Annotated in this window: 25 protein-coding genes and 2 pseudogenes; 7 read left to right on the forward strand and 20 right to left on the reverse strand. The window is 73.9% G+C overall.

Annotated elements, in window-relative coordinates:
* Nucleotides 1–10 precede the first annotated feature (10 nt).
* The 6 genes from BUS84_RS19410 to tsaB all read right to left on the reverse strand — a co-directional run bounded on the left by BUS84_RS19410 (nt 11) and on the right by tsaB (nt 6,130).
* Entirely contained in the window at nt 11–1,816 is a 1,806-nt protein-coding gene (locus BUS84_RS19410) for an ABC transporter ATP-binding protein (RefSeq protein WP_074314495.1), read from the reverse strand.
* Entirely contained in the window at nt 1,816–3,516 is a 1,701-nt protein-coding gene (locus BUS84_RS19415) for an ABC transporter ATP-binding protein (RefSeq protein ID WP_074314497.1), read from the reverse strand. Before BUS84_RS19415 ends, BUS84_RS19410 begins: the two co-directional genes overlap by 1 nt.
* Nucleotides 3,517–3,609: 93 nt before the next feature.
* Nucleotides 3,610–3,864, reverse strand: a complete 255-nt coding sequence (locus tag BUS84_RS19420; RefSeq protein ID WP_074314499.1) for a hypothetical protein — start codon at nt 3,862–3,864, stop codon at nt 3,610–3,612.
* Nucleotides 3,865–3,878: 14 nt separating this feature from the next.
* Entirely contained in the window at nt 3,879–4,925 is a 1,047-nt protein-coding gene (gene tsaD / locus BUS84_RS19425; RefSeq protein WP_074314501.1) for a tRNA (adenosine(37)-N6)-threonylcarbamoyltransferase complex transferase subunit TsaD, read from the reverse strand.
* Entirely contained in the window at nt 4,918–5,391 is a 474-nt protein-coding gene (gene rimI, locus BUS84_RS19430) for a ribosomal protein S18-alanine N-acetyltransferase (RefSeq protein WP_074314503.1), read from the reverse strand. Before rimI ends, tsaD begins: the two co-directional genes overlap by 8 nt.
* Nucleotides 5,392–5,452: 61 nt before the next feature.
* On the reverse strand, nt 5,453–6,130 hold the full coding sequence (gene tsaB, locus BUS84_RS19435) for a tRNA (adenosine(37)-N6)-threonylcarbamoyltransferase complex dimerization subunit type 1 TsaB (protein ID WP_074314505.1): 678 nt from the start codon (nt 6,128–6,130) through the stop codon (nt 5,453–5,455).
* A gap of 577 nt (nt 6,131–6,707) precedes the next feature.
* Here tsaB and BUS84_RS19440 point away from each other — a divergent pair.
* Nucleotides 6,708–7,382, forward strand: coding sequence for a helix-turn-helix domain-containing protein (locus tag BUS84_RS19440; RefSeq protein ID WP_074314507.1), 675 nt, complete (start codon nt 6,708–6,710; stop codon nt 7,380–7,382).
* A 125-nt stretch (nt 7,383–7,507) separates the two neighbouring features.
* Here BUS84_RS19440 and ung read toward each other — a convergent pair whose 3' ends face one another.
* The 6 genes from ung to BUS84_RS19470 form a co-directional block, all read right to left on the reverse strand.
* Nucleotides 7,508–8,209, reverse strand: a complete 702-nt coding sequence (ung, locus tag BUS84_RS19445) for a uracil-DNA glycosylase (RefSeq protein WP_074314509.1) — start codon at nt 8,207–8,209, stop codon at nt 7,508–7,510.
* Between the two features lie 69 nt (nt 8,210–8,278).
* Nucleotides 8,279–8,761, reverse strand: coding sequence for a tRNA (adenosine(37)-N6)-threonylcarbamoyltransferase complex ATPase subunit type 1 TsaE (gene tsaE, locus BUS84_RS19450; RefSeq protein ID WP_074314511.1), 483 nt, complete (start codon nt 8,759–8,761; stop codon nt 8,279–8,281).
* Nucleotides 8,758–9,864: an alpha/beta fold hydrolase gene (locus BUS84_RS19455; protein WP_074314513.1), complete on the reverse strand. Its 1,107-nt coding sequence runs from the start codon at nt 9,862–9,864 to the stop codon at nt 8,758–8,760. The genes tsaE and BUS84_RS19455 overlap by 4 nt, the downstream gene beginning before the upstream one ends.
* On the reverse strand, nt 9,861–10,979 hold the full coding sequence (alr, locus tag BUS84_RS19460) for an alanine racemase (RefSeq protein WP_074314515.1): 1,119 nt from the start codon (nt 10,977–10,979) through the stop codon (nt 9,861–9,863). The genes BUS84_RS19455 and alr overlap by 4 nt, the downstream gene beginning before the upstream one ends.
* A gap of 89 nt (nt 10,980–11,068) precedes the next feature.
* The gene (locus BUS84_RS19465; RefSeq protein WP_074314517.1) at nt 11,069–12,538 is read right to left on the reverse strand and encodes an NAD(P)H-hydrate dehydratase; all 1,470 of its coding nucleotides are present in this window, start codon (nt 12,536–12,538) and stop codon (nt 11,069–11,071) included.
* A 54-nt stretch (nt 12,539–12,592) separates the two neighbouring features.
* Nucleotides 12,593–12,961 carry a holo-ACP synthase gene (locus BUS84_RS19470; protein ID WP_074314519.1) on the reverse strand — a complete coding sequence of 123 codons (369 nt, stop codon included), beginning with the start codon at nt 12,959–12,961 and terminating at the stop codon, nt 12,593–12,595.
* Between the two features lie 173 nt (nt 12,962–13,134).
* Between BUS84_RS19470 and BUS84_RS40045 the strand changes: the two genes are divergently transcribed.
* Together BUS84_RS40045 and BUS84_RS19480 are read left to right on the forward strand one after the other, a co-directional pair.
* Nucleotides 13,135–13,431 (forward strand): hypothetical protein, encoded by a 297-nt coding sequence (locus tag BUS84_RS40045; protein ID WP_074314521.1) that lies wholly within the window; start codon nt 13,135–13,137, stop codon nt 13,429–13,431.
* A complete protein-coding gene (locus tag BUS84_RS19480; protein WP_074314523.1) occupies nt 13,428–15,206 on the forward strand; it encodes an alpha/beta hydrolase in 1,779 nt (592 codons plus the stop codon). Before BUS84_RS40045 ends, BUS84_RS19480 begins: the two co-directional genes overlap by 4 nt.
* Here the strand turns inward: BUS84_RS19480 and glmS are convergent.
* Nucleotides 15,193–17,106, reverse strand: a complete 1,914-nt coding sequence (gene glmS / locus BUS84_RS19485; protein ID WP_074314524.1) for a glutamine--fructose-6-phosphate transaminase (isomerizing) — start codon at nt 17,104–17,106, stop codon at nt 15,193–15,195. The genes BUS84_RS19480 and glmS overlap by 14 nt on opposite strands.
* Nucleotides 17,107–17,413: 307 nt before the next feature.
* Here glmS and BUS84_RS19490 point away from each other — a divergent pair, with 307 nt between their 5' ends.
* A complete protein-coding gene (locus tag BUS84_RS19490) occupies nt 17,414–18,016 on the forward strand; it encodes an MmpS family transport accessory protein (RefSeq protein ID WP_084757528.1) in 603 nt (200 codons plus the stop codon).
* A 44-nt stretch (nt 18,017–18,060) separates the two neighbouring features.
* Nucleotides 18,061–19,245, forward strand: coding sequence for a pyridoxal phosphate-dependent aminotransferase (locus tag BUS84_RS19495; protein WP_074318939.1), 1,185 nt, complete (start codon nt 18,061–18,063; stop codon nt 19,243–19,245).
* A gap of 128 nt (nt 19,246–19,373) precedes the next feature.
* On the opposite strand, the gene glmM is transcribed toward BUS84_RS19495, so the two are convergent.
* From glmM to BUS84_RS19530, 7 genes and pseudogenes are all read right to left on the reverse strand, one after another.
* Nucleotides 19,374–20,729: a phosphoglucosamine mutase gene (gene glmM, locus BUS84_RS19500; protein ID WP_074314526.1), complete on the reverse strand. Its 1,356-nt coding sequence runs from the start codon at nt 20,727–20,729 to the stop codon at nt 19,374–19,376.
* A 117-nt stretch (nt 20,730–20,846) separates the two neighbouring features.
* Entirely contained in the window at nt 20,847–21,320 is a 474-nt protein-coding gene (gene rpsI, locus BUS84_RS19505; protein ID WP_074314527.1) for a 30S ribosomal protein S9, read from the reverse strand.
* Nucleotides 21,321–21,340: 20 nt separating this feature from the next.
* On the reverse strand, nt 21,341–21,784 hold the full coding sequence (rplM, locus tag BUS84_RS19510) for a 50S ribosomal protein L13 (RefSeq protein WP_074314528.1): 444 nt from the start codon (nt 21,782–21,784) through the stop codon (nt 21,341–21,343).
* 180 nt (nt 21,785–21,964) lie between these two features.
* Nucleotides 21,965–23,358, reverse strand: a pseudogene (locus BUS84_RS19515) (MFS transporter).
* 166 nt (nt 23,359–23,524) lie between these two features.
* Nucleotides 23,525–23,818 carry a hypothetical protein gene (locus BUS84_RS19520; protein WP_074314529.1) on the reverse strand — a complete coding sequence of 98 codons (294 nt, stop codon included), beginning with the start codon at nt 23,816–23,818 and terminating at the stop codon, nt 23,525–23,527.
* Entirely contained in the window at nt 23,802–24,095 is a 294-nt protein-coding gene (locus BUS84_RS19525; RefSeq protein WP_074314530.1) for a DUF6364 family protein, read from the reverse strand. Before BUS84_RS19525 ends, BUS84_RS19520 begins: the two co-directional genes overlap by 17 nt.
* Nucleotides 24,095–24,652 carry a methyltransferase domain-containing protein gene (locus BUS84_RS19530; protein ID WP_244298647.1) on the reverse strand — a complete coding sequence of 186 codons (558 nt, stop codon included), beginning with the start codon at nt 24,650–24,652 and terminating at the stop codon, nt 24,095–24,097. The genes BUS84_RS19525 and BUS84_RS19530 overlap by 1 nt, the downstream gene beginning before the upstream one ends.
* Here BUS84_RS19530 and BUS84_RS40050 point away from each other — a divergent pair.
* Both BUS84_RS40050 and BUS84_RS19540 read left to right on the forward strand, forming a co-directional pair.
* Nucleotides 24,627–24,818: pseudogene (locus tag BUS84_RS40050) on the forward strand (nitrite reductase (NAD(P)H) small subunit); the annotation flags it as partial. The gene BUS84_RS19530 and the pseudogene BUS84_RS40050 sit on opposite strands and share 26 nt — an antisense overlap.
* A complete protein-coding gene (locus tag BUS84_RS19540) occupies nt 24,818–25,906 on the forward strand; it encodes a uroporphyrinogen-III synthase (RefSeq protein ID WP_074314531.1) in 1,089 nt (362 codons plus the stop codon). The pseudogene BUS84_RS40050 and the gene BUS84_RS19540, both read left to right, overlap by 1 nt.
* The last annotated feature ends 10 nt before the right edge of the window (nt 25,907–25,916 follow it).

A 25,916-nucleotide genomic window follows, 5' to 3' on the forward strand; every position in this document is an offset into this window, starting at 1 on the left:
TCGGCGGCGCCTAGCTGGTGGCGGCCGGGTCGCCGGGCTCGTCGCTGTGGTGCCAGGAGCGCCACAGCGCCGCGTACGAGCCACCGGCCGCCACCAGCTCGTCGTGCGGGCCCAGCTCGGTGATCCGGCCGTCCTCCACCACCGCCACCCGGTCGGCGTCGTGCGCGGAGAAGAGCCGGTGCGCGATGGCGACCACGGTACGGCCGGCCAGCACGGCCGCCAGGGAGCGTTCCAGCTCCCGGGCGGCACGCGGGTCGATCAGCGAGGTCGCCTCGTCCAGCACCAGGGTGTGCGGGTCCGCCAGCACCAACCGGGCCAGCGCCACCTGCTGCGACTGCGCCGGCGAGAGCGGGTGCCCACCGGCGCCGACCACGGTGTCCAGCCCGTCGGGCAGCGCCTCGGCCCAGTCCAGGGCGGCGACCGCGGCGAGCGCCGCCCGCACCCGCGCCGGGTCGGCGCCCGGCCGGACCATGGCCACGTTCTCCCGCAGCGAGCCGATGAAGACGTGGTGCTCCTGGGTGACCAGGGCCACGTGCGAGCGCAGCTCGTCCAGCGGCAGCTCGTCCAGCCGCCGGCCGTCCACGGTCACCGAGCCGCTGCGCGGGGCGTGCACCCCGGCCAGCAGCCGACCCAGGGTGGACTTGCCGGCACCGGACGGCCCCACCATGGCGAGCTTCTCCCCCGGCCGCGGAACCAGGGTCACCCCGTGCAGCACGTCCCGCCCCGTCCGGTAGGCGTACCGGACGTCGCGGGCGGCGAGCTGCTCCGCGCCGCCCGCGTCGGATGCGGCCGAGGCCGGCGCGCTGCTTGCGGGCCGCGCGTCGGCCACGGGGCTGTCGCCGGTACGGGCCACACCCAGCAGGCGGGCCATCGAGGCGCCGCCCACCTGGAGCTCGTCCAGCCAGGACAGCAGGCGGTCGACCGGGTCCACCAGCTGCTGCACGTAGAGGGTGGCCGCGGTGACCTGACCGAGGCTGACCAAGCCCCGCAGGTAGAACCAGCCGCCGATCAGCAGCGTGGCGACCACCGGCACCACATACCCGATCTCGGCCACCGGGAAGAAGACGGTCCGCAGGTTGAGGGTGTACCGCTCCGCCGCGTACGAACGGCGGACGTCCACGTCAATGCGGGCCCGGCGGCGCGCCTGCTGCCGCAACGCCTCGGTGGTCCGCGAGCCCTCGACGGTCTCGCTGATCCCGTCGGTGATGTCCGAGTAGGCGGCGTTCTCCCGCAGGTAGCCAGCGGGGGCGCGGCGCAGGTACCAGCGGGTGCCGGCCCAGAGCAGCGGCACCGCCAGCAGGCAGGGCAGCGCGAGCAGCGGGCCGATCAGCAGCAGCGCGCCGATGACGAACCCGGTGGTGACCACCGCGATCAGTGTCTCGGGCACCGCCAGGCGGACGGTCCGCGACAGCGCGGAGACGTCCCGGGAGGTGCGGGTGAGCAGGTCCCCGGTGCCGGCCCGCTCGACGGTGGCCAGCGGCAGGTCGAGGATCCGGTCCACGAACTCCTCACGCAGCTCGGCGAGGACCCGCTCACCGAGCCGCGCCGAGGCCAGGTGGGCGAAGCGGACCAGCACCGACTGGGCCAGCACGAAACCGCCGATGAGCAGCGCGATCTGGTCCACGGTGGACTGGCCGACACCTCGGGAGATGCCCTCCACGAGGTCGCCGAGCAGCCGCGGCGCGGCCAGCCCGGCGGCGGCGGCCAGCGCGTGCAGGCCGAGGGCGGCGGCCAGCGCGCGCGGGTGCCGGCGGACCAGCGTGCGCGCGTACCGGCGGACCTGCCGCGCGTCGGCGACCGGCAGTGCGGTGGCCATCAGTCCTCCTCCCGGCTGACCGTCGCCCGGTAGCGCGGCTCGCCGTCCAGCAGCTCGGCGTGCGTCCCCTTGGCCACCACCTTGCCGTCCTCCACGAAGATCACCCGGTCGGCTCGGCTGAGCACCAGCGGGCTTGTGGTGCAGACCAGGGTGGTCCGGCCGGCACGCGCGTCACCCAGCCGCTGTGCGATCCGGGCCTCGGTGTGCGCGTCGACCGCGCTGGTCGGCTCGACCAGCAGCAACGTCTCCGGGTCGGCGACCAGCGCGCGGGCCAACCGCAACCGCTGCCGCTGCCCTCCGGAGAACTCCCGGCCGCGCTCGGCCACCGGGCTGTCCAGCCCGTCGGGCAGCGCCTCGACGATGTCCGTCGCGCTCGCCGCGACCAGCGCCGCGGCGAGTGCCGCGTCGTCGCCCCGGTCGTGCGGGTCCAGCTCCGTGCGGAGCCGGCCGGTGAACAGATGCGCGTCGTTGTCGGCCACCAGGATCCGCGCGCGCACCGTCGCCAGCGCCAGCGACCGCAGCGGTACGCCGTGCAGCGTGGCGTCCGAATCGGTGTACCGGCCGAGCCGGTCCACGATCTCGGCCGCGTCCTCGGGGGCGGTGGCGGCCAGCGCGGTGAACCGGCCGGGGTGCAGCACGACTCCGGAGCCGGGGTCGGCCAGCTCCCCCGGCCCGTCCGGCAGCGCCACCGGCTGCGCCGGATCGACCAGCTCCGGGGTCAGTTGCAGCAGCCGGACCACCCGGCGGGCCGACACGTGCCCACGGGTCAGCTTGTCGACCGCCTCGGTGAGGTTGCGCAGCGGGTTGACCAGGAACGCGGTGTAGCCGTAGAAGGCGACCAGTTGCCCGGCGCTGATCTGGTCGCGCAGCGCGAACCGGGCGCCCAGCCAGGTCACCAGCACCAGGAAGGCGCCGGGCAGCAGCACCTGCGCCGCCTCCAGCAGCGACTCGACCCGGGCCACCCGCAGGCCACGCGTACGCAGCTCCTGCGACCGGGCCCGGTAGCGGGCGGAGAGCACCGGCTCACCCCCGACGCCGCGCAGCACCCGCAGCCCGGAGACGATGTCACCGGCCCGGGTGGTCAGCGCTCCCTCCGCGTCCCGGTACGCCTGCTGCTGGCGGTGCAGCGGCCGGATGAGCAGAGCCACCACCGCCATCAGCAGCGGCACGCCGAGCACCACGACCAGCCCGAGTGGCACCGAGGCGTTCAGCAGGATCACCGCGACGGTGGCGATCGCGACCAGCGCGCCGGTGCCCCGGGCGGTGATGTCGATGGCGTGGCCAATCTGGCCGATGTCGGAGGTGCCGATGCTCACCACCTCCCCGGCGGCGACCCGGCGGGGCAGCGCGGCGCCGAGCCGGTTCGCCGCCTCCACCGTCAACTGCACCGTCCGGTACGCCGCGGCCAGCCAGTTGTGCACGGCGCAGCGGTGCCGCAGGATCCCCGCGACCGCCTGGAGCACGCCCAGCCCGAGCAGCACCACACCCCAGGTGAGCAGGGCGTCCTCGTCGCGGCGTGCCAACCCGTCGACGGCCCGGCCGACGGCGGCCGGCATCAGCGCCTGCGCCACCATCCACACCACGCCGAGCGCGATGCCGGCGGTGAACAGCCGCTTGTGCCGGCCGGCCAACCAGATCAGATAGCGGGTCGCCGACCGGGTATCGGGTACGCCGGGCTCGCCGGCCGGTGAGAAGCGCATAGCGGCTCGACGCTAGGCGGCGACACCGGCGCGGGCGAATCAATTACCGCCTGAAGGTGCCGCAGCTCACCATGAGGAGCGGGGTCGGCGGGGTCAGCGGTCGACCTGGGTGAAGTCCCAGGAGTGCGGGGCACGGGCCACCAGCAGCGCGGGCGGCTCGGGTAGCGGGCGTGGGTTGCTGCGCCACTTGGAGATGACCACCACCCGGTGGTCGGTGGAGGAGAAGACCTCGCTGGACACGTGCAGCGGGTCGTGCTCCAACTCGGGCAGGGCGGTGTCGCACACCCAGGTGATCAGGTCGGCGACGCCGTACGCCTCCGCACGCGCCTCCCACATCCGCACGATCATGTCCGCCGTCCCCGTCACACGCTGACCGTGGTCAACGGCAGCGCCGAGTCGGCCGGCAGGTCTAGCCGGCTGGGCGCGACCCCGGCGGCGACCAGGTGCGACCCGAGCGCGGCAACCATCGCCCCGTTGTCGGTGCAGAGCTTCGGCCGGGGCACCCGGACCCGGATGCCGTACTTCTCGGCCCGCTGCTCGGCCAACGCCCGCAGCCGGGAGTTGGCCGCCACGCCCCCACCGATCACCAGGGTCTCGATTCCGCTCGCCCGGCAGGCGGCGAGCGCCTTGGTGGTCAGCACGTCACAGACCGCCTCCTGGAAGGACGCGGCGACGTCGGCCACCGGCACGGGCTCACCGGCGCGCTGCCGCGCCTCGACCCAGCGGGCCACCGCCGTCTTCAGCCCAGAGAACGAGAAGTCGTACCGGTGTGCGGCGAGGTCCTTGGCGGCGGTCAGGCCGCGCGGGAACGCGATCGCGGCCGCATCGCCGGCCCGGGCCTCGCGGTCGATGGGCGGGCCGCCCGGGAACGGCAGCCCGAGCAGCCGGGCGACCTTGTCGAACGCCTCGCCGGCCGCGTCGTCGATCGTGGCGCCGAGCGGGGTGACGCCCCGGGCCAGGTCGTCGACCAGCAGGAGGGACGAGTGCCCGCCGGACACCAGCAGCGCGATGGCCGGTTCGGGCAGCGGACCGTGCTCGAGGGTGTCCACCGCGACGTGCGCGGCCAGATGGTTGACGCCGTACACCGGCTTTTCGGCGGCGAGCGCGTACCCCTTGGCGGCGGCGACGCCGACCAGCAGCGCGCCGGCCAGCCCGGGGCCGGAGGTGACCGCGATCGCGTCGATGTCGGCCAGGGTGACGCCGGCCTCGGCCAGCGCCCGGTCCATGGTCGGCACGATGGCCTCGAGGTGGGCCCGGCTGGCCACCTCGGGCACCACGCCCCCGAACCGGGCGTGCTCCTCGACGCTGGAGGCGAGCGCGTCGGCCAGCAGGGTGTGCCCCCGCACGATGCCGACGCCGGTCTCGTCGCAGGAGGTCTCGATGCCCAGGATCAGCGGTTCGTCAGCCATGGTCGTGTGGTCCGTCCCCGGTCGGCTCGGCGACGCGCTGCATGACCAGCGCGTCGGTATTGCTCGGTTGGTAGTAGCCGCGCCGTACCCCGATCGGCTCGAACCCGTACGTCGCGTAGAGCCGCTGGGCGGGGGCGTTGTCCACGGCGACCTCCAGCAGGGTGCTGCGGGCGCCCACCCGGGCCGCCTCGGCGAGCAACTCCTCCAGCAGGGCACGACCGACGCCGCGCCGCTGCGCGTCACGGCGGACCGCGATGTTCTGCACCCACACCTCGTCCGGCGGAGCCCCGGCGAGCCCGGCGTAGCCCAGCACCGTGCCGTCGTCGTCGGTGGCGACCCGGTAGTGGTGCCCGTTGGCTAGCTCGTTCCAGAACATCGCCGGCGACCACTGCTCGGCGCCGAAGAGGTCCGCCTCGATCGGCAGCACCTGGTCGATGTGCCACCAGCGGAACCGGTCCAGCCGCACACTCACGGTGCCGCCTCGGTTCGCGACTGCGGGGCTCGCAAACCCGACTCACTCCTCGCGCTCACGGAAGGACCGGTTTGCGGGCGGTCGCCACCACGGCGTCCGGGCGGCGCAGGTAGAGCGGGGTGAGCCGTTCACCGGGCGCGCCGGCCCGGATCCGCTCGGCGGCGAGCAGCGCCAGCACGGTGGCGTCCGGGTAGCGCGTCTCGACACGGACCGGCAGGCCGAGAGTTTCCGCGTACCGGTGGGCGCCGTCGCCGACCGCGACCGTCGCTCCCAGTTCCCCGGCACGGGCGGCGGCCACCGCGGGCGTGGACACCTCGGGCCCGACGATCCGCTGGCCGGCGCCGTCGTAGACGGCCCAGTAGAGCTCCTTGCGGCGAGCGTCACTGGCGGCCAGCACCGGCTCGCCGGCTGCCGCCGGGTAGCCGATGCCGTCCAGCGAGCAGACGCCGTACGTCGGGATGTTGAGCACCTGGCCCATGGTGGCGGCGGTGACCAGGCCGACCCGCAACCCGGTGAACGGCCCCGGCCCGAGCCCGGCGACGATGGCGCCTAGGTCCCGCGGGCGCGCGTCGGCGTCGGCGAGGACCGCGTCGACCTGAGGCGCCAGCAGTTCGCCGTGCGCGCGGGCGTCGACCGTGCACCGGTGCGCCCGGGACGCCACACCGTCCGCCGAGACCTCCACCAGCGCGGCGGTCACCGCGGGGGTCGAGCTGTCCACCACGAGTACGAGCACGGTTAGCCAGCCTAGCCGCCCCGCCGCGACCCCCCGATTACACCCCGCCACTCGCCATGCCGCCGCCGCAACCGGTCTGCCGCCCGCAACCTGGCCGCCGCCCGCAACCTGGCCGCCGCCCCAACCGGACCGCCACCCGCAGCGGACAGCCGCTCGCAACCGCGTTGCCGCCGCAACCGGGCCGCACCCCCAGCCACGCCGCCAGCCCCAGCCAGCCCCGGCATCGCAGTCGCCCTGCCCGGCCCGTTCGCCCAGTCCGACCGCCTACGCCAGGCCCGGCGTCCTTTTGCGGTCACCGGGCGACAGTTCGGCGACGGGGCGCCCCGACCGGGCGAGGCGCCTCGACCGGGCGAGCAAGTCCCCTACCGGCGAACAAGTCCCCGGCCGGGCGAACAAGTCCCCAACGAGCGCTATACCTGTGAGTCATAACTATGACTCACAGATATAGCGCTCATCAGGACATGACCAGCCGCAGAAGGCACGCCGTCCGCGCAGCGGATCTCGATACGAAAGCCAGCCAGTCGCCAATCCGCCTCAGCGGTATCCGCCACCGCCCGACCTGGTCCATCATCCCGGGATGCCATCCACGGGCCTCGTCACTCTGCTCGGCACCGCCATCCGACAGCAACGGCACCTGCGCGAGCTGAGCCAATGTGAGCTGGCCGAGTTGGCCGGCGTCAGCCAGGCGGCGGTGGCCCGGATCGAATGCGGTAACCGCGCGCCCAGCATCGCCGTGCTCGAGGCGTTGCTCGCCGCGATGGACGTGCAGTTGGTCGTCGGGGTCGAGCCGCTGGACGCACACCTCGACGCCCGGATCGACGACCTGGCCGCCCGGCCGATCGCCGAGCGGATCGACGAGCTGGGCCTGCACCGGATGTTGGACCAGCTCACCGACTTCCCACAGGTGATCACCGGAAGCACGGCGGCACTGTTGCAGGGCGCGCCGGTGCCCGTTAAGGCGCTGGAGATCGCCGTGCGCTGGCAAGACTCGAAACGGTTCACCCACTGGCTGGAGGCCGCCTACGGCCAGCGGTGGAACGCCCGCTGGGGTGAGTTCGGCGGGGTGTGGTTGGAGCCCGAGGAACAGGGCGAGCACCGCTGGACGACCCGCTACGGCGAGATCAGGGCCACCATGTGCGACGAACTGCCCGAAACGATCGAGGTACGCCACGCCGGGCGGGGTTATCAGGTCGTGCCGCTGGTCCAGCTGGAGCTGACCGAGCCACGGGCCGGCGACCTGCTGCGCCGCTAGCGGGCCCGGCAGCTGGTTAGCGGGACTGACCCGGCGGCCCAAGCCGGGGCAGACCAGCGTGGCAACAGGACTGGCCCGGCCGGGCAGTAGCCAACACGGGCGGTCGCCCAGCCGGACCGGGCAGGTCAGCCGGCGGTGCGGTCCCAGTCGATGGTGGGCAGGCCGGCGTCGGCCAGCGCCTTGTTGGCCGCGCTGAACGGCCGGCTGCCGAGGAAGCCGCGCGGGTTCATCGGGCTGGGGTGACCGGCCTCCAGCACCACATGCTGCGGATTGGTGACCAGGGCGGCCTTCTTGCGGGCGTACCCGCCCCAGAGCAGGAAGACCACCCGGTCCGCTGACCCGTCCAGTGCCCGGATCGTGGCGTCGGTGAACTCTTCCCAGCCGGAGTTGGCGTGCGAGCCCGGAGTGGCCTGACGGACCGTCAGTACCGCGTTGAGCAGCAGCACGCCCTGCGCCGCCCAGCCGTCGAGGTTGCCGCTGCGCGGCTTGGGCACGCCCAGGTCGTCGCCCAGCTCCTTGAAGACGTTGCGCAGCGACGGCGGCACCGTTACCCCGCCCCGGACGCTGAAGCTCAGCCCGTGCGCCTGGCCGGCCCGGTGATAGGGGTCCTGGCCCAGGATCAGCACCCGGGTGCCCTCCGGCGGGCAGAGCCGGTATGCGGAGAACAGATCCGTCAGCGGCGGGAAGACGGTCTGCGTCGCGTACTCCCGGGCGACGAACTCGGCCAGCGCGGCGGTGCGGGCCGGATCCAGATGAGGTGTGAGCACGGCACGCCACCGCTCCGGCAGCAGAGCCAGCAGATCCAGGGCGGGGGCATCGTCGGGCATCAGGAACCTCTCACAGCGCGGGTCGGTCCCCCGCACTCTAGGCATCCGGTACGACAGCGACCCGGCGGCCTAAGCCAGGTCGGCGAGCCGCCGCGCCCAGTCGCCACCGACCGGGTCGAGTTCGACGATCCGGGTGTCGTCGTCGCGGCGGTCGATGCGGACCCGCAGGTGCGCGTCCACCAACTGCTCCACCAGGCCCTCGCCCCACTCCACCACGGTCACCGACTCGTCCACCGAGGCGTCCAGGTCCAGGTCGTCGATCTCCGCGCGCGGGTCCGTGGCGTCACCCAGCCGGTACGCGTCGGCGTGCACCAGGGCCACCTGGCCGCCCCGGGCCGGGTCGGGCCGGTGCACCCGGGCGATCACGAACGTCGGCGAGGTGATGTCCCCGAGCACGCCGAGCCCGACGCCGATGCCCTGGGTGAGGGCGGTCTTGCCGGCACCCAACGGCCCGGTCAACAGCACCAGGTCACCGGCGCGCAGCAGCCCGGCCAACCGGCGGCCGAACTCCCGGGTGTCCTCGACGGTGGGCAGCTTGACCACGAAACTCACCGTTCCTCCACGCTCTCCAGTGACTCGAGGAACCGCGCCAGCGCGGCGTTGACCTCGTCCGCGTGCTCCAGCATCACCACGTGCCCGCTGTCCTGGATCTTCACGAACCCGGCGTGCGGCAACCGCCGGACGATCTCCTCCGAGTGGGTCACCGGAGTGATCATGTCCTTGTCGCCGACCACCACCAGCACCGGCGTGTCGGCCAGCGCCGCGAGCGCCGGGAAGCGCGAGTGGGTGGCCAGGGTCCGCAGGTAGCGGGTCACCGTGTCGGCCGACGTCCGGGAGTTCATCGTCTCGACGTAGGACACCAGCGCCGGGCTGGGCTTGCGGGTGCCGAAGCCGTACTTGCGGGTGAGCAGCCAGGCCACGTTCGAGGTCGACTTGCGGGCTTTGTCGATCACCGGCCCGCCGTACCGGGTGGCGTTGCTGACCATGAACAGCACCGGGCCGCCGACCCGGCCGAGCAGCGCCGGCGCGACCAGCTTGGTCTCCGCGATCAGCCCGCCCGAGGTGGCCATCAGCACGGTGCCCACCACCCGGTCACCGAACAGCTCCGGGAACAACTCGGCGAACGCCATGATGGTCATGCCGCCCATCGAGTGGCCGACCAGCACCAGCGGCCCCTCGGGCGTGGTCCGGTCGATCACCCGGCGCAGCGTCTGGCCGAGCGCGGCGAGGTCGTACTCGCCGGTCTCCAGCCGGCCGGACCGGCCGTGACCGGGCTGGTCGTACGCCACGATCCGGTAGTCGCCGCGCGCGGCGAGCATCTGGCGCTGGAAGTGGAACGTGCCCATGTCGAGGCAGAAGCCGTGCACCAGCACCACCGTCGGGCGCCCGGGCACCGGCCTGGTCGGCTCGACCACCTCGACGTGGATGTCGGTGCCGTCCGGCAACTCCAGCCGGAACGCGTCGTCGTACCGCTGCTCGCCGAACGTCTCGTGCGCGTAGCGGTCGGTCGGGTCGGCCTTGAGCCGGCGGACCAGCGTGCGCTCGGTCGCGACGCCGGCCGCCAGGCCGGCCGCGGCCACCCCGACCGCGGCGCCGACCAGCCCCGCGACCCGACCGGCCGCGGTCCGCGGTCGCGGGATGCGGTACGGACTCATGGCCGCTCGCCGTCATAGACCCGGGGCACCCGGGTGCCGCCGAACCGGGTGACGATCTCGTAGTTGATCGTGCCGGCGGCCTCGGCCCAGTCGTCGGCGGTCGGCTCGCCGTCGGCGCCGCTACCGAACAGCGTCGCGACGTCGCCGTCGGCCACCGGGTCGTCGCCGCAGTCCAGCACGAACTGGTCCATGCAGACCCGCCCGGAGATGGTCCGCCGCGCGCCGGCGAGCTGCACCGGCCCGCTGTTGGACGCGTGCCGGGGCACCCCGTCGGCGTACCCGAGCGGCACCACGGCCAGGTTCGCTTCGCTCTCGGTGGTGTAGGTGTGCCCGTAGGAGACGCCGGTGCCGGACGGCACCCGCTTGGTGAGCATCACGCGGGCCCGCGCGGTCATCGCGGGTCGCAGCCCGTACGTCTCGCCGGCCACCGGGGAAAGCCCGTACACGGCCAGCCCGGGGCGGACCAGGTCGAAGTGGGTGTCGGGCCGGGTCAGGGTGGCCGCCGAGTTGGCCAGGTGCCGCCAGCGCGGGCGCAGCCCGGCCCGCTCCACCATCGTCAGCCCCTCGTGGAAGACAGACAGCTGCCGGTCCGTGGTCGGGTGGCCGGGCATGTCCGCGTACACGAAGTGGCTCCACACACCAACCACCTCGACCAGGCCGTCGGCCTGCGCCTTGGCGGCGGCGTCCAGCAGCGCCGGCCAGTCGGCGACGGTCGCCCCACCCCGGGACAACCCCGTGTCGATCTTCAGGTGCAGCCGGGCCGGGCGCTCGGCGCGCCGGCTCGCCTCGATCATCTCGTCGAGTTGCGGCAGGCTGGCCGCCGCCAGGTCCACCCCGGCGCTGACGCCCTCGTGCAGCGGCAGCCCGGGCGCGAGCAGCCAGGCCAGCACCGGCACGGCCACCCCGGCCCGACGCAGGGTGAGCGCCTCGTCGAGGGTGCAGACACCGAGCCAGTCCGCCCCGGCGTCGATTGCCGCCCGGGCGGCCGGGATCATGCCGTGGCCGTACCCGTCGGCCTTCACCACCGCCATCAGCTCGGCGTTGGTGCCGGACCGGAGTCGGCTCACGTTCTCACGGATCGCGTCAAGATCGACGCGTACCTCGGCCTGCCACATACACCCAGCCTACTTTCCGCCGTGATCACCCCGGGCGGCGACGCACGTCCCGGGTCGGGGATCCGGCCATCCCACCCGGAACGCCGCGATCAGCCCAGCCGGGCGACGACCGGACGCAGTGCGGTGGCCACGTCAGGCGCGGTCACCGGCCCGCCTCGGGCCGCCTCCCGGCCGGCCAGCCCGTGCAGGTACGCGGCCGAGGCCGCCGCCCGGTCCGCAGGCACACCGGCAGCCAGCAGGGAGCCGAGCAGCCCGGCCAGGACGTCACCGGTGCCGCCGGTGGCCAGCGCCGGGGTGCCGGTGGGGTTGACGTACGCCCGACCGTCCGGCGTGCCGATCACCGTGCGGTCCCCCTTGAGCAGTACCACCGCGTTCATCCAGGCGGCCAGCCGCAGCGTGGCGGCGACCCGGTCGGCGCCGGGCTCCTCCCCGCAGAGCCGGGCGAACTCCCGGTCGTGCGGGGTGACCACGATCGGGGCGTCCCGGCCGCGTAGCTGGTCGGCGAGCGAGCCGTCGACCAGCAGGGTGAGGGCGTCGGCGTCGAGCACCACCGGCACCGGCGCGGCCAGCACGGCGCGCAACTCCACGGCCGCGTCCTCGCCGGTGCCCAGCCCGGAGCCGCAGACCCAGGCCTGCACCCGGCCGGCGTCGGCGACCCGGCCGGTGGCGATCACCGAGGGGTGCTGGTGCAGCACCTCGGCGCGGGCGCCGCCGGCGTAGCGGACCATGCCGGTCGGCCCGGCCAGCGCCCCGCCAACGGAGAGCACCGCCGCACCCGGGTACGTCGCCGAGCCGGTCGCCACGCCGACCACGCCCCTGCTGTACTTCTCCGACGCCGGGCCCAGCCGCGGCCACCCGTCGACCAGGTCGGACCACTCGGTGACCCGCAGCGCCGGCGTGCCCCGCAGCCACGGCCGCAGCCCGATGTCGACCAGCTCCACCTGGCCGGCCAGCGGGGCCGCCGGTCCGACGACCAGGGCGGGCTTCAACGCGCCGAAGGTGACCGTCACGTCGGCGCGGACCGCGGTGGGCCGGCCGGACGCGGACAGCGGCACGTGCCCGGTGTCCACCGCCACCCCGCTCGGCACGTCCACCGCCAGCACGGTGGCCCGGCCGCCGTCCCGCCCGCGCAGCTCGCCGAGGCGCTGGACCACCTCGTCCGCGTTCGTCCGCAGCCCCCCGGTGCCACCGATGCCGACGATGCCGTCGAGAACCAGGTCGACTGGACCGCTGGGCCGCTCCACCAGCCGGCCGCCGGCGGCCCGCAGCGCGGCCAGCCCGGCGGCGTGCGCCCGCCCGGGGGTGAGCAGCAGGGCGGACACAATGACGCCGCGGCAAGCCAGCCGCTCCCCGGCGTACAGCGCGTCGCCACCGTTGTCGCCGGAGCCGACCAGCAGCAGCACCCGCCCGCCGTACACCCCGCCCCGCTCGGCGAGCAGCAGCGCGGCCCGCCGGGCCAGCCCAGCGGCGGCCCGCTGCATCAGCGTGCCCTCCGGCAGCGTGCCCATCAGCCCCGCCTCGGCCGCCCGTACGTCGGCCACCCGCCACACCGATCTCATGCCACCGTCCCATTTTGCTCGCGGGTGGGCCCGTCCCGGCCCGCCCGGCCAACGTCAACGTTCCGCGACCACCATCGCCGACGCGATCCCGCCGTCGTGCGACAGCGAGAGATGCCAGCGGTTGACCCCACGCTCCACGGCCGCCGCCGCCACCGTGCCGGAGACCATGAGCCGGGGGCGGCCGTCCGGGTCGGGCACGATCTCGCAGTCGTGCCAGCTCAGCCCGGCCGGCGCGCCGAGCGCCTTGGCGACGGCCTCCTTGGCGGCGAAGCGGGCGGCGAGCGATTCCGGCGAGCGCGGGTTGCCGGAGCGGGTGTGCCGCTCGGCCCCGGTGAAGAGCCGGTCCGCGAGCAGCGGCGTCCGCGCGAGGGACCGGGCGAACCGGTCGACCAGGACGACATCGATGCCGACAGCGACGATCACCAACCCACCCTACCGGCGGTCGAGGCGGCAGATTAGCCGTCGACCCAGCGGTGGGCAACGCCTGTGGACAGGTCGGGGTACGGCCGTCGGCGGCCGTCCACAGGGCACTCCCGGCTGTTCGTACCCCACCTACCGTCGATCCGTCGATGCCGATCGCACGCGGGGGTGTCGGGATGACAAAGGAGCCGTTGACGGTTCGACCGGAGCTGTTGCGTGGAGTGGCCCGGCTGCTGGACGACGACGCGTACCGGCTGGCGCATGGGCTGGTCGGGGTGCCGGGGCTGGTGGTGTCGGCACCCGACTGGTCGGCCGGCGCGGCGCTGGTGGGGATGGAGTCGGCGGTGCACGGCTGGCTGGGCCGACTCAGCGGCCTGGTGGCGGTGACGGGCGGGGCGGTCCGGACGGCGGTGGAGTCCTACCGGGCGGTGGACGACCGCGCCGCCGGTCGGCTCGCCGCACTACCCCGGTGACCGCGCCGGCACGCCCACGCACGGACGCCGAGCCGGTGGGCGCCGGGGGACGCGTCGCGGCGGAGCGGGGCGGCCCGCCGGCGCCCGTGGTCGGCTACGCCCAGCTCTGGGCGGCCGATCCGGGGGCGTGGCAGGCCGCCGGAGCCGCGTGGTGCGGGCTGACCGCGCTGGTCGAGACGCGGGCCGGCGAGCTGAGCACGGACGCGAGGGCGCTGCGCGTCGCCTGGTCGGGCCGGGCGGCGACGGCGGCCGACGGGCGGCTCGCGGGGCTGCGCGGCGAGCTGACGTCGGTCGCACCTGCGCTGATCGAGGCCGATCAGGTGCTCGCCGAGTTCGCCGGTCGGCTCGCGGTGGCGAAGGGCCGGCTGGCCGCAGCCGTGGCGCTGGCGGAGGGAGCGGGGCTGCAGATCGACCGGCACGGGCGGGTCGCCGCCGATCCGGCCCGGTCGCAACCACCCAGTGAGCGGGACGGGCCGGCGGCAGCCCGGGTGGCGGCGGCGCTACGGGCCGCGCTGGAGCTGGCCGGGGCGGCGGACCGGGCCGCGACGGCGCGACTGGACGAGCTGGCCACGGCGGCCGTCGACGGCTGGCAGGCACCGCCGCCGCCCGGCCGGCCCGGGCCGGGTGCCGCCCCGGTCGAGGTCCGGGCGTGGTGGGCGGGGCTGACCCCGGCGCAGCGCCGGTGGCTGGTGGGGCACGAGCCGACTTTGGTCGGGCGGCTCGACGGCGTGCCCGTCGCCGCCCGGTACCAGGCCAACCGGTTGCTGCTCGGGGCCCGGCGGGAGGAGCTCGTCGCCGAGCGGCGGCGGCTGCTGTCCCGCGTGCCACCCGGGCCGGTCGACGCACTGCGGCTGCGCCGGGTCGAGGCGCGCCTGGCCGGTCTGGAGGCGCTCGCCGACCGCCTGGGCGGGCCGCAGGTCCCGCGGGCCTACCTGCTCGGGCTGGACCCGACCGGCGAGGGACGGGTGGTGGTCTCGCTCGGCGACCCGGACCACGCCGACCGGGTGGTGACCTACGTGCCGGGGATGACCGCCGGCCTCGACGACGCTCCGGGCGAGCTGGCTCGGGTGGCGCGGCAGGGCCGGTGCGCCACGCTCGACCCGGGCGAGCAGACCGCCGCGGTGCTCTGGCTGGACTACGACGCCCCGGACTTCCTGCACGAGGCGGCCACCGCCGGCCAGGCCCGGGACGCCGGCCCGGCGTTGCACCGCTTCCAGGAGGGGCTGCGGGCCAGCCACGAGGGGCCGCCGGCCCGGCAGACCGTGCTCGGGCACAGCTACGGGTCCCTGGTCGTGGGCATGGCCGCCCGGGACCACGGGCTGGCCGCCGACGCACTGGTCTTCGTCGGCTCACCCGGGGTCGGCGTCGCGCAGGCCGCCGAGTTGGGCGTGCCGCCCGGGCAGGTCTGGGCGAGCAGCGCACCGGACGACGTGATCCGGCTGACCCGTCCCCCGGCCGACCTGGCCCGGCAGATGCTGCTCGGCACCTCACCGCTGGCCGCCGTGCTCGGTCTGGGCGGGCAGGGCGAGCACGAGCTGTGGTTCGGCCGGGATCCGGCCGGAGGGGGCTTTGGTGGGCGCACCTTCCCCAGCGGGCGGCACGGACACGTGGGCTACTGGGATCCGGCCAACCCGGCGCTGGACGGCATGGCCCGCATCGTTCTGGGCCGCTATTCGGCCGACGGGCCGTGTCCGGGCACGACGAGGGCCCCGGTCGCCGCGTGGTGCGACGTCCGGGGCCCGGGTCGGTGGTCGGGGTCGGTTACTCGACGGTGACGGACTTGGCCAGGTTGCGCGGCTGGTCGACGTCGTGCCCCCGGGCGGCGGCGATCTCGGCGGCGAGCACCTGGAGCGGCACCGTGGTGACCAGCGGGGCCAGCAGGGTCGGCGTACGCGGCACGTAGATCAGGTGGTCGGCGTACCGGACGACGGCCTCGTCGCCCTCCTCCGCGATCACGATGGTCCGCGCGCCGCGCGCCCGCACCTCCTGGATGTTGGAGACGACCTTGTCGTGCAGCATGCCCCGGCCCACCGGCGAGGGCACCACGCAGATCACCGGGGTGCCCTTGTCGATCAGCGAGATCGGGCCGTGCTTCAGCTCGCCGGCGGCGAAGCCCTCGGCGTGCATGTACGCCAACTCCTTGAGCTTGAGCGCGCCCTCCAGGGCCACCGGGTAGCCGACGTGCCGGCCGATGAACAGTATGGTCGGCTCGGACTTGAGCTCCCGGGCCAGCTCGCGGACCGGCTCGATGCGGGCCAGCAGCTCGCGCAGCTTGCCCGGCATCTCCTGGAGCTGGGCCACCACCGCGCCCACCTCGTCGGCGAACTTGATCCCGCGCACCTGGGCCAGGTGCAGGCCGATCAGGTAGCAGGCGACCACCTGGGTGAGGAACGCTTTGGTGGAGGCGACCGCGATCTCCGGCCCGCCATGGGTGTAGAGCACGGCATCCGACTCGCGCGGGATGGTCGAGCCGTTGGTGTTGCAGATGGCCAGCACGCGGGCCTTCTGCTCCTTGGCGTGCCGCAGCGCCATCAGGGTGTCCATGGTCTCGCCGGACTGCGAGATGACCACGATCAGCGTGGACCGGTCGAGCACCGGGTCGCGGTAGCGGAACTCGCTGGCCAGCTCGACCTCGCAGGGGATGCGGGTCCAGTGCTCGATGGCGTACTTGGCGACTAGGCCGGCATGGTACGAGGTGCCGCAGGCCACGATGAAAATCTTGTCGACGTCGCGCAGATCCTGGTCGCTGAGGCGGACCTCGTCGAGGGCGATCTCGCCGGTCTCGGTGAGCCGACCGAGCAGCGTGTCGGCGATGGCCTGCGGCTGCTCCTCGATCTCCTTGAGCATGAACCAGTCGTAGCCGCCCTTCTCCGCGGCCGAGGAGTCCCAGTCGATGTGGAAGTCCTTGCCGGCGGCGGGCTGGCCGTCGAAGTCGGTGATCTCGATGCTGTCGCCGGTGATCAGGACGATCTGGTCCTGGCCCAGCTCGACCGCCTCGCGGGTGTGCTCGATGAACGCGGCCACGTCGCTGGCCAGGTAGTTCTCGCCCTCGCCGCGGCCGACCACCAGCGGCGAGTTGCGCCGGGCGCCGACGACCGCGCCGGGCACCGAGGCGTCCACCGCGAGCAGGGTGAACGCACCCTCCAGCCGCTGGCAGACCACTCGCATGCCGGCGGCGAGCAGTTGCGGGCTGTCCGGCTGCCCGGCAGCCCGCAGGTCGGCGAGCGCGGCGGAGAGCAGGTGGGCGGCGCACTCGGTGTCGGTGTCGCTGGTGAACTGGACGCCGTCGGCCTCAAGCTCGGCGCGCAGCTTGGCGAAGTTCTCGATGATGCCGTTGTGGATCACCGCGACCCGGCCGTCGGGGGCGAGGTGCGGGTGGGCGTTGCGGTCGGTCGGGCCGCCGTGGGTGGCCCAGCGGGTGTGCCCGATGCCGGTGGTGCCGTCACCGATGCCGATCGGGCTGGCCGCGCACGAGGTCGGGTCGTCGGCAGACCGCTCGGAGAGCACCTTCTCCAGGTTGGCCAGCTTGCCGGCCTTCTTCTCGGTCAGCAGCTGGTCGTCGCAGACGATCGCGACGCCCGCCGAGTCGTAGCCGCGGTATTCCAGCCGCCGCAGCCCGTCGAGCACGATGCCGAGTGCGGGGCGCGCGCCCGCGTAACCCACGATTCCACACATGGCCCGCAGCCTAACCCAGTTTCGCTCACGATGGTTGCTCGAAAGCCGGCTAAACGAACACTGAGTTTGAGCGAACGTCCGACGCGCTGCGCCCACCCGGCCGGATCGCCGGCCAGGCGTACGACAACACGGGCGTTCACCGCTCCCCTGCCTACCCATGCATCAGGGCCGCAACCGGCCGGCAGGAGACCGACCGACCCACCAGACGAAAAAGCCCACAGCGCTCGTTCGGGCCACTGTCCGCCATCCGTAGACTCCCCATCGCCGGCCGAGCACCGCGCCGGTCACCCCCGAGAGCGGAGTAATCATGTCCGAAGGGCCGTCGCCCTCCGTTCCGTCCACGCCCGCACCGAACCCCGGCGCGGTTCCGCGCTCCGGCGATCCGGCCCCCCAGCCCGGGCACACCGGTTCGGGCGCGGGTGAGCGCCGGAGCCGGCGCGCGGTGACCGGCGCGGTACTCGCCGCCGCGCTCCTGCTCGGCGGCGGCATCGGCGGATACTCGTTCCTCCGCCCGGCCGACCAGCCGCGCGAGGATGACCCGGCCGCCAGCGGAGCCCGGAACGCCGACGCGAGCTCCACCGCCGCCACGCCGGCGCCGACCCTCTCGGTCGGTCCCGCGACGACCCCGTCCGCTGGTCCCGTGCAGACCGAGGTGGTCTACGAGGTCACCGGGCAGGGGCCGGCCGACATCCTCTACTACGACGCGAACGGCGAAGGCATCTGGTTGAGCGGGGCCACGCTGCCCTGGCGGACGAGCATCCACACCGACCGCCGGGACCACGTCATGGTGCAGGCCGGAAAGACCGCCGGCAGTGGGGAACGGATCGCCTGCTCGGTCACCGTCGGAGGAGGCAAGCCGGTGACGGAGGAGACCGGCAGCGCGGGGTGGCGGACGAGCTGCTTTGGCTGACCGGCCTGGTTGAACCCGCGGCACCGGCACGTAGGCTGTCGCAGGTGACGACGAGCACCGATGTCGACCCGCTGGTGGCCCGGATGCGGCCGTTCGGCACGACGATCTTCGCCGAGATGTCCGCCCTCGCCGTACGGACCGGTGCGGTCAACCTCGGCCAGGGATTCCCGGACACCGACGGCCCGCCCGAGATGCTGGCCGCTGCGGCCGAGGCGCTGCGCGGCGGGCAGAACCAGTACCCGCCCGGTCCGGGGATCCCCGCCCTGCGCGCGGCGGTCGCGGCCCACCAGCGGCGGTTCCACGACCTGGCGTACGACCCGGACGGCGAGATCGTGATCACCGCGGGCGCGACCGAGGCGGTCGCGGCCAGCATCCTCGCCCTCTGCGAGCCGGGCGATGAGGTGGTCTGCTTCGAGCCGTACTACGACTCGTACGCCGCCTCGATCGCGCTGGCTGGCGCGGTCCGGCGGCCGGTCACGCTGCGCCCCGCCGCCGACGGCCGGTACGCCTTCGACCCGGCCGAGCTGCGCGCGGCGTTCGGTCCACGCACCCGGCTGGTGCTGCTCAACTCGCCGCACAACCCCACCGGCAAGGTCTTCACCCCGGCCGAGCTGGCGTTGGTCGCCGAGCTGTGCCAGGAGTACGGCACGTTCGCGGTCACCGACGAGGTGTACGAGCACCTGGTCTTCACCGACGCGGCGAGCCCGCACGTGCCGCTGGCCAGCCTGCCCGGGATGCGGGAACGGACGCTGCGCATCTCCTCGGCCGGCAAGACGTTCTCCTGCACCGGCTGGAAGGTCGGCTGGGTGAGCGGTCCGGCGGCGCTGGTCTCGGCGGTGCTGCGGGTGAAGCAGTTCCTCACCTTCGTCAACGCCGCCCCGCTGCAACCGGCGGTCGCCGTGGCGCTGGCCCTGCCGGACGACTACTACACCGGCTTCCGGGACGGCCTCCAGCAGCGCCGCGACCAGCTCGTCGGCGGCCTCACCGACGCCGGGTTCGAGGTGCTGGTGCCGGAGGGGACGTACTTCGTCACCGCCGACGTCACCGCCCTCGGCGGTCGGGACGGGGTGGAGTTCTGCCGTTCGCTGCCGGAGCGCTGCGGCGTGGTGGCCGTGCCGACCCAGGTCTTCTACGACGATCAGGAGGCGGGCCGACGGCTGGTCCGCTTCGCCTTCTGCAAGCGCCCCGAGGTGCTGACCGAGGCGGTAACCCGCCTCCGCCGCCTCTGAACCACCCACCCCCACTCTCCGCCCCCGTCGATCTAGGGGAATCGTCGCGATCTGAGATCAACTCACGATGATTCGCCCTAGATCGACGCGGGAGCTAGCCGCGCGGGGACGCGCGGGGAGCGCGGGGGTTACGGCTTGGGGCTGGCGGTGCGGACCAGGTCGGCGATCCGCTCGGCGACCTCGCGGGCGATCGCCTCGGTGGCCGCCTCGACCATCACCCGGACCAGCGGCTCGGTGCCCGACGGGCGCAGCAGCACCCGGCCGGTCTCGCCCAACTCCGCCTCGGCCCGCTCGACCTCGGCGCGGACGGCCGGTGCGCCGGCGCCGACGGTGCGGTCGCCGACCGGCACGTTGATCAGCACCTGGGGCAGCTTGGTGACCACCGAGGCCAGCTCGGCCAGGGATCGGCCGGTGGCCGCCATCCGGGCCATCAGGTGCAGACCGGTGAGCACCCCGTCGCCGGTGGTGGCGTGCGCGGGCATGACGATGTGGCCGCTCTGCTCACCGCCGAGCGCCAGCCCGGAGGCGCGCAGCTCCTCCAGCACGTACCGATCGCCGACCTTCGTCTCGATGAGCCGGATGCCCTGGGCGGACATGGCCAGCCGCAGCCCGAGGTTGCTCATCACGGTGGCCACCAGGGTGTCCCGGGTGAGCGTGCCGGCGTCCCGCATCGCCAGCGCGAGGATGGCCATCACCTGGTCGCCGTCGACCTCGTCGCCGTCGGCGGTGACCGCCACGCAGCGGTCGGCGTCGCCGTCGTGGGCGATGCCCAGGTGCGCGCCGTGCTCGACCACGGCGGCACGCAGCGCCTCGATGTGGTTCGAGCCGCAGTCGTCGTTGATGTTCAACCCGTCCGGCTCGGCGTGGATGGCCACGACCTCCGCGCCGGCCTCCCGGTAGGCGACCGGGGCGACCTCGGCGGCGGCGCCGTTGGCGCAGTCGACCACGACCTTGATCCCCTCCAGCCGGTGCGGCACGGTGCCGACCAGGTGCTGGACGTAGTGGTCGGCGCCGTCGAGCAGGTCGTGCACCCGGCCGACGCCGGCGCCGGTCGGTCGCTCCCAGGCGGTGGTGGCGTTCGCCTCCACGGCCGCCTCGATCTGCATCTCGATCTCGTCGGGCAGCTTGTGCCCGCCGGCGGCGAAGAGCTTGATGCCGTTGTCCGGCATCGGGTTGTGTGACGCGGAGAGCATCACCCCGAGGTCGGCCTTGGCCTCCGCGGTGAGGTACGCCACCGCCGGGGTGGGCAGCACGCCGACCCGCACCACGTTGGCGCCGGCGCTGGTCAGCCCGGCCACCACGGCGGCCTCCAGCATCTCGCCGCTGGCCCGGGTGTCCCGGCCGACCACGGCGAGCGGCGGATGGCTGCGGTCCGTCTCGGCGAGAGTGTGCGCTGCGGCCACGGCGAGCGCGAGCGCCAACTCCGGGGTGAGATCCGCGTTCGCCCGCCCGCGTACGCCGTCCGTGCCGAACAACCGACCCATACCCGCCAACCTCCGATGAGCACCACTGATGAGGAGAAAGCGGAACGGCCGGCCCACCTCCCCGGTCGAGGGGAGGCGGACCGGCCGTCCGTCAGAAGTACAACGCGCTGGTGAAGATCAGCGCTTCGAGTACTGGGGAGCCTTACGGGCCTTCTTGAGGCCGTACTTCTTGCTCTCCTTGACCCGGGCGTCCCGGGTGAGGAAGCCGGCCTTCTTCAGGGCCGGGCGGTCGTCCGGGTCGTTGATGATCAGCGCGCGGGCGATGCCCAGCCGGAGCGCACCGGCCTGCCCGGTGGTGCCGCCGCCACGCAGGTTGGCGATGACGTCGAACTGCTCGGGCTTCTCGGCGGTGACCAGCGGGTCCTTGATCAGCTGCTGGTGCACCTTGCTCGGGAAGTACGCCTCGAGGTCCTGGCCGTTGCAGGTGATCTTGCCGGTGCCCGGGACGATACGAACCCGGACGATGGCCTCCTTGCGGCGGCCCACGGTCTGGATCGGCCGGTCACCACGAGGCGCGCGGGCGACGGGCGCCGGCGCCTCGGTGGCCTCGGGGGCTTCCGGGGCGACCTCGGTCTCGGTGATGTCGGTCATGCTGCTTCCTTCGCCCGCGCTCACTGCGCGATCTGCTTGATCTCGAACGGCACCGGCTGCTGCGCGAGGTGCGGGTGCTCGGCACCGGCGTAGACCTTCAGCTTCTTGATCAGCTGACGGCCGAGCTTGTTGTGCGGGAGCATCCCCTTCACAGCCAGCTCGATGGCCCGCTCGGGGCGCTTGGTCAGCAGCTCCTCGTAGCCGATCTGCTTCAGACCACCCGGGTAACCGGAGTGGCGGTAGGCGATCTTGGTCTGGCGCTTGTTGCCGGTCAACGCAACCTTGCCCGCGTTCACGATGACGACAAAGTCGCCCGTGTCGACGTGCGGCGCGAAAGTCGGCTTGTGCTTACCACGCAGCAACGTGGCGGCGTGGGTGGCCAGGCGGCCCAGCACGACATCAGAGGCGTCGATGACGTGCCACTGACGCTCGATCTCACCCGGCTTCGGGCTGTACGTACGCACAGGTCTACCTTGTCTCGTCGTCGGTCTGGGGTCGCGCGCCGAGGTGACCAGGCGCGCACGAACGACCAAGCGTACCTGATGGGGCACGCCTCTGGATGTCGTACAACAGCAGGCAACGATACCCGGCGCCCCATCAGCAGGTCAAAACGGGGGTACGGCCGCGTGTGCCGGCGCAGCCCATCATGGCACAGCCCACACGCCGGCCAGCCGGGCCGCCCCCCGCCGACGGTAGACGGCGAGGTCACCGCGAAACAGAGCGCGTACCACCCGATGAACGCGAGATAGGCGGCGTCGGCCGTGCCGGAGGTGAGGAACGACTGGCGGAACGCCACGTTGACCAGAACCCCGCCGAAGGCGCCCACCGCCCCCGCGACGCCGATCAGCGCGCCGGTCATCCGCCGGACCGAGCGCGCGGCGGCCGCCGGATCGCACCGACCGTCGGACACCGCTTGCGCCGCCCGGGCCCGGAAGATCGCCGGGATCATCTTGTAGGTGGAGCCGTTGCCGACGCCGGAGAAGACGAACAGGGCGAGGAACCCCGCCAGGTAGAGCGCGAACGAGTGCTCCCGGGCCGCGTACAGGACCGCCCCCGCGCCGGCCGCCATCGCCACGAAGTTCCAGAAGGTCACCCGGGCCCCGCCCAGCCGGTCGGCGAGGTGCCCGCCCAGCGGCCGGACCACCGAGCCGACCAGCGGGCCGAGAAAGGTCAGCCAGGCGGCGTCGACCGGGGTGGGGAAGCGTTCGGCGAACTGGAGCTGGAGCACCTGGCCGAAGGCGAAGCCGAACCCGATGAACGACCCGAAGGTGCCGATGTAGAGCACCGACATGATCCAGGTGTGCGGGTCGCGGGCCGCCGCACACAGCGCGCCGGGCTCGTTCCGGGCCCCGGGGACGCTGTCCAACCACCGGGCCGCCGCCAGCGCGGCCAGCACGATCAGCGGCAGGTAGACCGCCGGCACCAGTCGGGGGTACGCGGCCCCGGCGGTGGCCAGCACCGCCAGTCCGACCAGTTGCACCGCGGGTACGCCCAGGTTGCCGCCGCCCGCGTTGAGCCCGAGGGCCCGGCCCTTGGGCCGCTGCGGATAGAACAGGTTGATGTTCGCCATCGAGGAGGCGAAGTTGCCGCCACCGATCCCGGTGAGGCAGGCCAGCACCATCAGGGTCGGGTACGACACGCCCGGCTCCAGCAGCACCGTCATCGGGACGGTGGGCACCAGCAGCAGCAGCGCGCTGACGACGGTCCACCGCCGTCCGCCGAAGCGGGCCACCGCCAGCGTGTACGGCAGCCTCAACACCGCGCTCAGCGCGGCGGGCACGGCGGTGAGCAGGAACTTGCCGGCCGGGTCGATGCCGTACCCGGGGCCGAGGAAGAGCATGGTCACCGACCAGAGGCTCCACACCGAGAAGCCGACGTGCTCGGCGAAGATCGAGACCCAGAGGTTGCGCCGGGCGATCGGCGCTCCCGTCGTCCGCCAGAAGTGGGGGTCCTCGGGGCGCCAGTCGGCGAGTTCCCGCCGGCGCCCGGGGGCGTCCGGCGGGGCGGCGGTGACTGTGGTGCTGGTGAGCGTGCTCACTGCGGCTCCTCCTCGTCGGCGTGACCAGGGGGAACGCTAGGAACACCGGGTTACCGGGCAGTGCCCGGCGCGGGTCGGCGCGGAAACGAGGGCCGCACCGCGGACCGGCGGCGGTGGTGAGCCCGCGCGGCACGACCCCGGCTGGGCGGGGAGCCGCGATCGGCGGTCAGAGCTGCTGGAGGATGCGCAGCGCGCGGCCGACCCGGAGCATGGTGTCGGTGTCGGCGACATCCACGCAGTCGGTGAACCACTTCTTCATCGGCGAGGAGAGCCGGTCGGGCATCACCACGTACCGGCCCATCGACACGGCGAGCGGGGAGTCCCGCAGCAGCGACTCCTCGACGACCTCGACCACGATCACGATGGGCACGTCGGTGGAGTTGTAGACGTCCGAGCTGATCACGAGTCCGAGGCGTTCCCGGGCGCCCTCGATGCGCCAGACCTCACCCCTGCGCAGCACGCGGCCGTCCGCGGAAGAGCAGGTCGTCGACCATGCCCACCTCGCGGGCGTCGGCGAGGGCGGCGGATTCCAGGTCCAGGCCGGCGCGGCTGACGGCGGCGGCGTGCGCGGTGAAGACCTCGCGCAGCGCCTTCTCCCGGGCGGCCTGGTCCATCCACGCCGAGAGCGACAGCCCCTCGCGCTTGGCGAACCGTCGGGCCTCCTCGATCGTCTCGTCTGTGAACGACAGGGTCACCTTGGCAGTCATGCCGGTGAGACTACCCATCGGTATGACCATCAGTCATCCTCGCGGGCAGGCGGGTCACCACCGGCGTCGAAACGCACATTCCGGCGTTGTCGCACGTGTCGGCGTCCCGCGCCGGTTGCCCGACCGCCGAACACCGCGAAACGCCACTCCTTGAAGTAACAGTCGACGTCGACTAGGCCGGCCTCGGTGAGCCACCGGCACTGGTCGGCGACCGTCGCCGGTCGGTCGTGCCGCATCCGCTCCCGGGCTGCGGCGATCTCCTCGGGAGGCGAGCCCAGCTCGGTGATCCGCTCGGTCCACGCCTCGTCGTAGCGCCGGTCCACGGCCGGGGTCGGGCCGGCCACCTGCTCGGCGTTGACGAACACCCCACCGGGTGCGAGCGCGGCGGCGGCCCGCCGGTAGAGGTCACGCTTGCGGTTGTCGGTCAGGTGGTGGATCGCCAGCGCGCTGACCACCGCGTCGTACCGCCCAGTCGGCAGCGGGTCGGCCAGGTCGGCCCGGACCGTCCGGTGCGGCACGGACCGGGCGTGCAACTGGTCGGCGGCGCGGGCGAGCAACGCCGGCGCGTACGTGCTGTCCCTGGGCATCGTGGGCAGCCGCGGCGCGCTGCCGACGGTCGCCTCACCGCTGCACAAGCAGGTGTACGACCTGCGCACCGGCCGCTGCCTCGACCTGCCCGGAGTGGCCGTGGCCCGGCACGACGTGCGCTGCCGGGCCGGGCTGGTCGAGGTGCGGCTGCGACAGGAGGCCTGATGCGGGAGGAACTGGCCGGCTTCACCATCGGGGTGACCGCCGACCGGCGGCGCGACGAGTTGGCCGCGCTGCTCGAACGGCGGAGTGCCCGGGTGGTCCTCGCCCCGGCACTGCGGATCGTGCCGTTGTCCGACGACACCGAGCTGCGCGAGGCGACCCGCGCCTGCCTGGACCGGCCGCCGGACATCCTGATGGCCAACACCGGCATCGGCATGCGCGGGTGGCTGGAGGCCGCCGAGGGCTGGGGGCTGGCCGAGCCACTGCGCTCGGTGCTGGCCGCGTCGTACGTGGTGGCCCGAGGCCCGAAGGCGCGCGGCGCGATCCGGGCCGCCGGGCTGCACGACCAGTGGTCACCGGCCTCGGAGAGCTGCGACGAGGTGGTCGACCACCTGCGGCGGCGTGGGGTGGCCGGGCAGGTGATCGCCATGCAGCTGCACGGCGAGCGGCAGCCGGACTGCACGCTCGCGCTGGAGGCGGCCGGGGCCACGGTAATCGAGGTTCCGGTCTACCGCTGGGCCCCGCCGACCGACCCGACGCCGCTGCACCGGCTGATCGACCTGATCGCTGGCCGACTGGTGGACGCGGTGACGTTCACCTCGGCACCCGCGGCCGAGGCGCTGCTGCGGGCGGCCGGGGACCGTACCGACGCCGTGCTGTCCGCGTTTCGTGGCGACGTACTGGCCAGCTGCGTCGGCGCGGTGACCGCCGAGCCGCTGCTGCGGCTCGGGGTGCCGGTCAGCGCGCCGGGCCGGGCCCGGCTCGGCGCGCTGGTGCGGACGATCGTGGACGAGCTGCCCCGCCGGACGACGACGTTCAAGGCCGGCGATCACCTGCTCACCCTGCGCGGGCACGCCGCGGTGATCGACGGTGAGCTGCGCCCGCTCCCCCCCGCCCCGATGGCGGTGCTGCGTGCGCTGGCCCGGTCCCCCGGTCGGGTGCTGTCCCGCACGGCGCTGCTGCGGACCCTGCCCAGGGGCGCGGACGAGCACGCGGTGGAGATGGCCGTGGCCCGACTCCGGGCCGGCCTGCGCGCTCCCCGCGTGGTGCAGACCATGGTCAAGCGCGGCTACCGGCTCCGGGTCGACTGACGCCTCGCGG

It is taken from the genome of Micromonospora cremea (assembly GCF_900143515.1).
GTDB classification, from domain to species: Bacteria; Actinomycetota; Actinomycetes; order Mycobacteriales; family Micromonosporaceae; genus Micromonospora; species Micromonospora cremea.

Bases quoted from the DNA above. Each gene is read 5' to 3' on its own strand.
- BUS84_RS19455 (WP_074314513.1), bottom strand. From the start codon at position 9,864: ATGAGTCCGTACCGCATCCCGCGACCGCGGACCGCGGCCGGTCGGGTC.
- BUS84_RS19410 (WP_074314495.1), bottom strand. From the start codon at position 1,816: ATGGCCACCGCACTGCCGGTCGCCGACGCGCGGCAGGTCCGCCGGTAC.
- glmS (WP_074314524.1), bottom strand. From the start codon at position 17,106: ATGTGTGGAATCGTGGGTTACGCGGGCGCGCGCCCCGCACTCGGCATC.
- ung (WP_074314509.1), bottom strand. From the start codon at position 8,209: ATGCCCGACGATGCCCCCGCCCTGGATCTGCTGGCTCTGCTGCCGGAG.
- BUS84_RS19530 (WP_244298647.1), bottom strand. From the start codon at position 24,652: ATGCCCAGGGACAGCACGTACGCGCCGGCGTTGCTCGCCCGCGCCGCC.
- tsaD (WP_074314501.1), bottom strand. From the start codon at position 4,925: ATGGCTGACGAACCGCTGATCCTGGGCATCGAGACCTCCTGCGACGAG.
- BUS84_RS19540 (WP_074314531.1), top strand. From the start codon at position 24,818: ATGCGGGAGGAACTGGCCGGCTTCACCATCGGGGTGACCGCCGACCGG.
- BUS84_RS19490 (WP_084757528.1), top strand. From the start codon at position 17,414: ATGTCCGAAGGGCCGTCGCCCTCCGTTCCGTCCACGCCCGCACCGAAC.
- BUS84_RS40045 (WP_074314521.1), top strand. From the start codon at position 13,135: ATGACAAAGGAGCCGTTGACGGTTCGACCGGAGCTGTTGCGTGGAGTG.
- BUS84_RS19420 (WP_074314499.1), bottom strand. From the start codon at position 3,864: ATGATCGTGCGGATGTGGGAGGCGCGTGCGGAGGCGTACGGCGTCGCC.
- BUS84_RS19440 (WP_074314507.1), top strand. From the start codon at position 6,708: ATGCCATCCACGGGCCTCGTCACTCTGCTCGGCACCGCCATCCGACAG.
- BUS84_RS19415 (WP_074314497.1), bottom strand. From the start codon at position 3,516: ATGCGCTTCTCACCGGCCGGCGAGCCCGGCGTACCCGATACCCGGTCG.
- BUS84_RS19525 (WP_074314530.1), bottom strand. From the start codon at position 24,095: ATGGTCATACCGATGGGTAGTCTCACCGGCATGACTGCCAAGGTGACC.
- alr (WP_074314515.1), bottom strand. From the start codon at position 10,979: ATGTGGCAGGCCGAGGTACGCGTCGATCTTGACGCGATCCGTGAGAAC.
- glmM (WP_074314526.1), bottom strand. From the start codon at position 20,729: ATGGGTCGGTTGTTCGGCACGGACGGCGTACGCGGGCGGGCGAACGCG.
- BUS84_RS19465 (WP_074314517.1), bottom strand. From the start codon at position 12,538: ATGAGATCGGTGTGGCGGGTGGCCGACGTACGGGCGGCCGAGGCGGGG.
- rpsI (WP_074314527.1), bottom strand. From the start codon at position 21,320: ATGACCGACATCACCGAGACCGAGGTCGCCCCGGAAGCCCCCGAGGCC.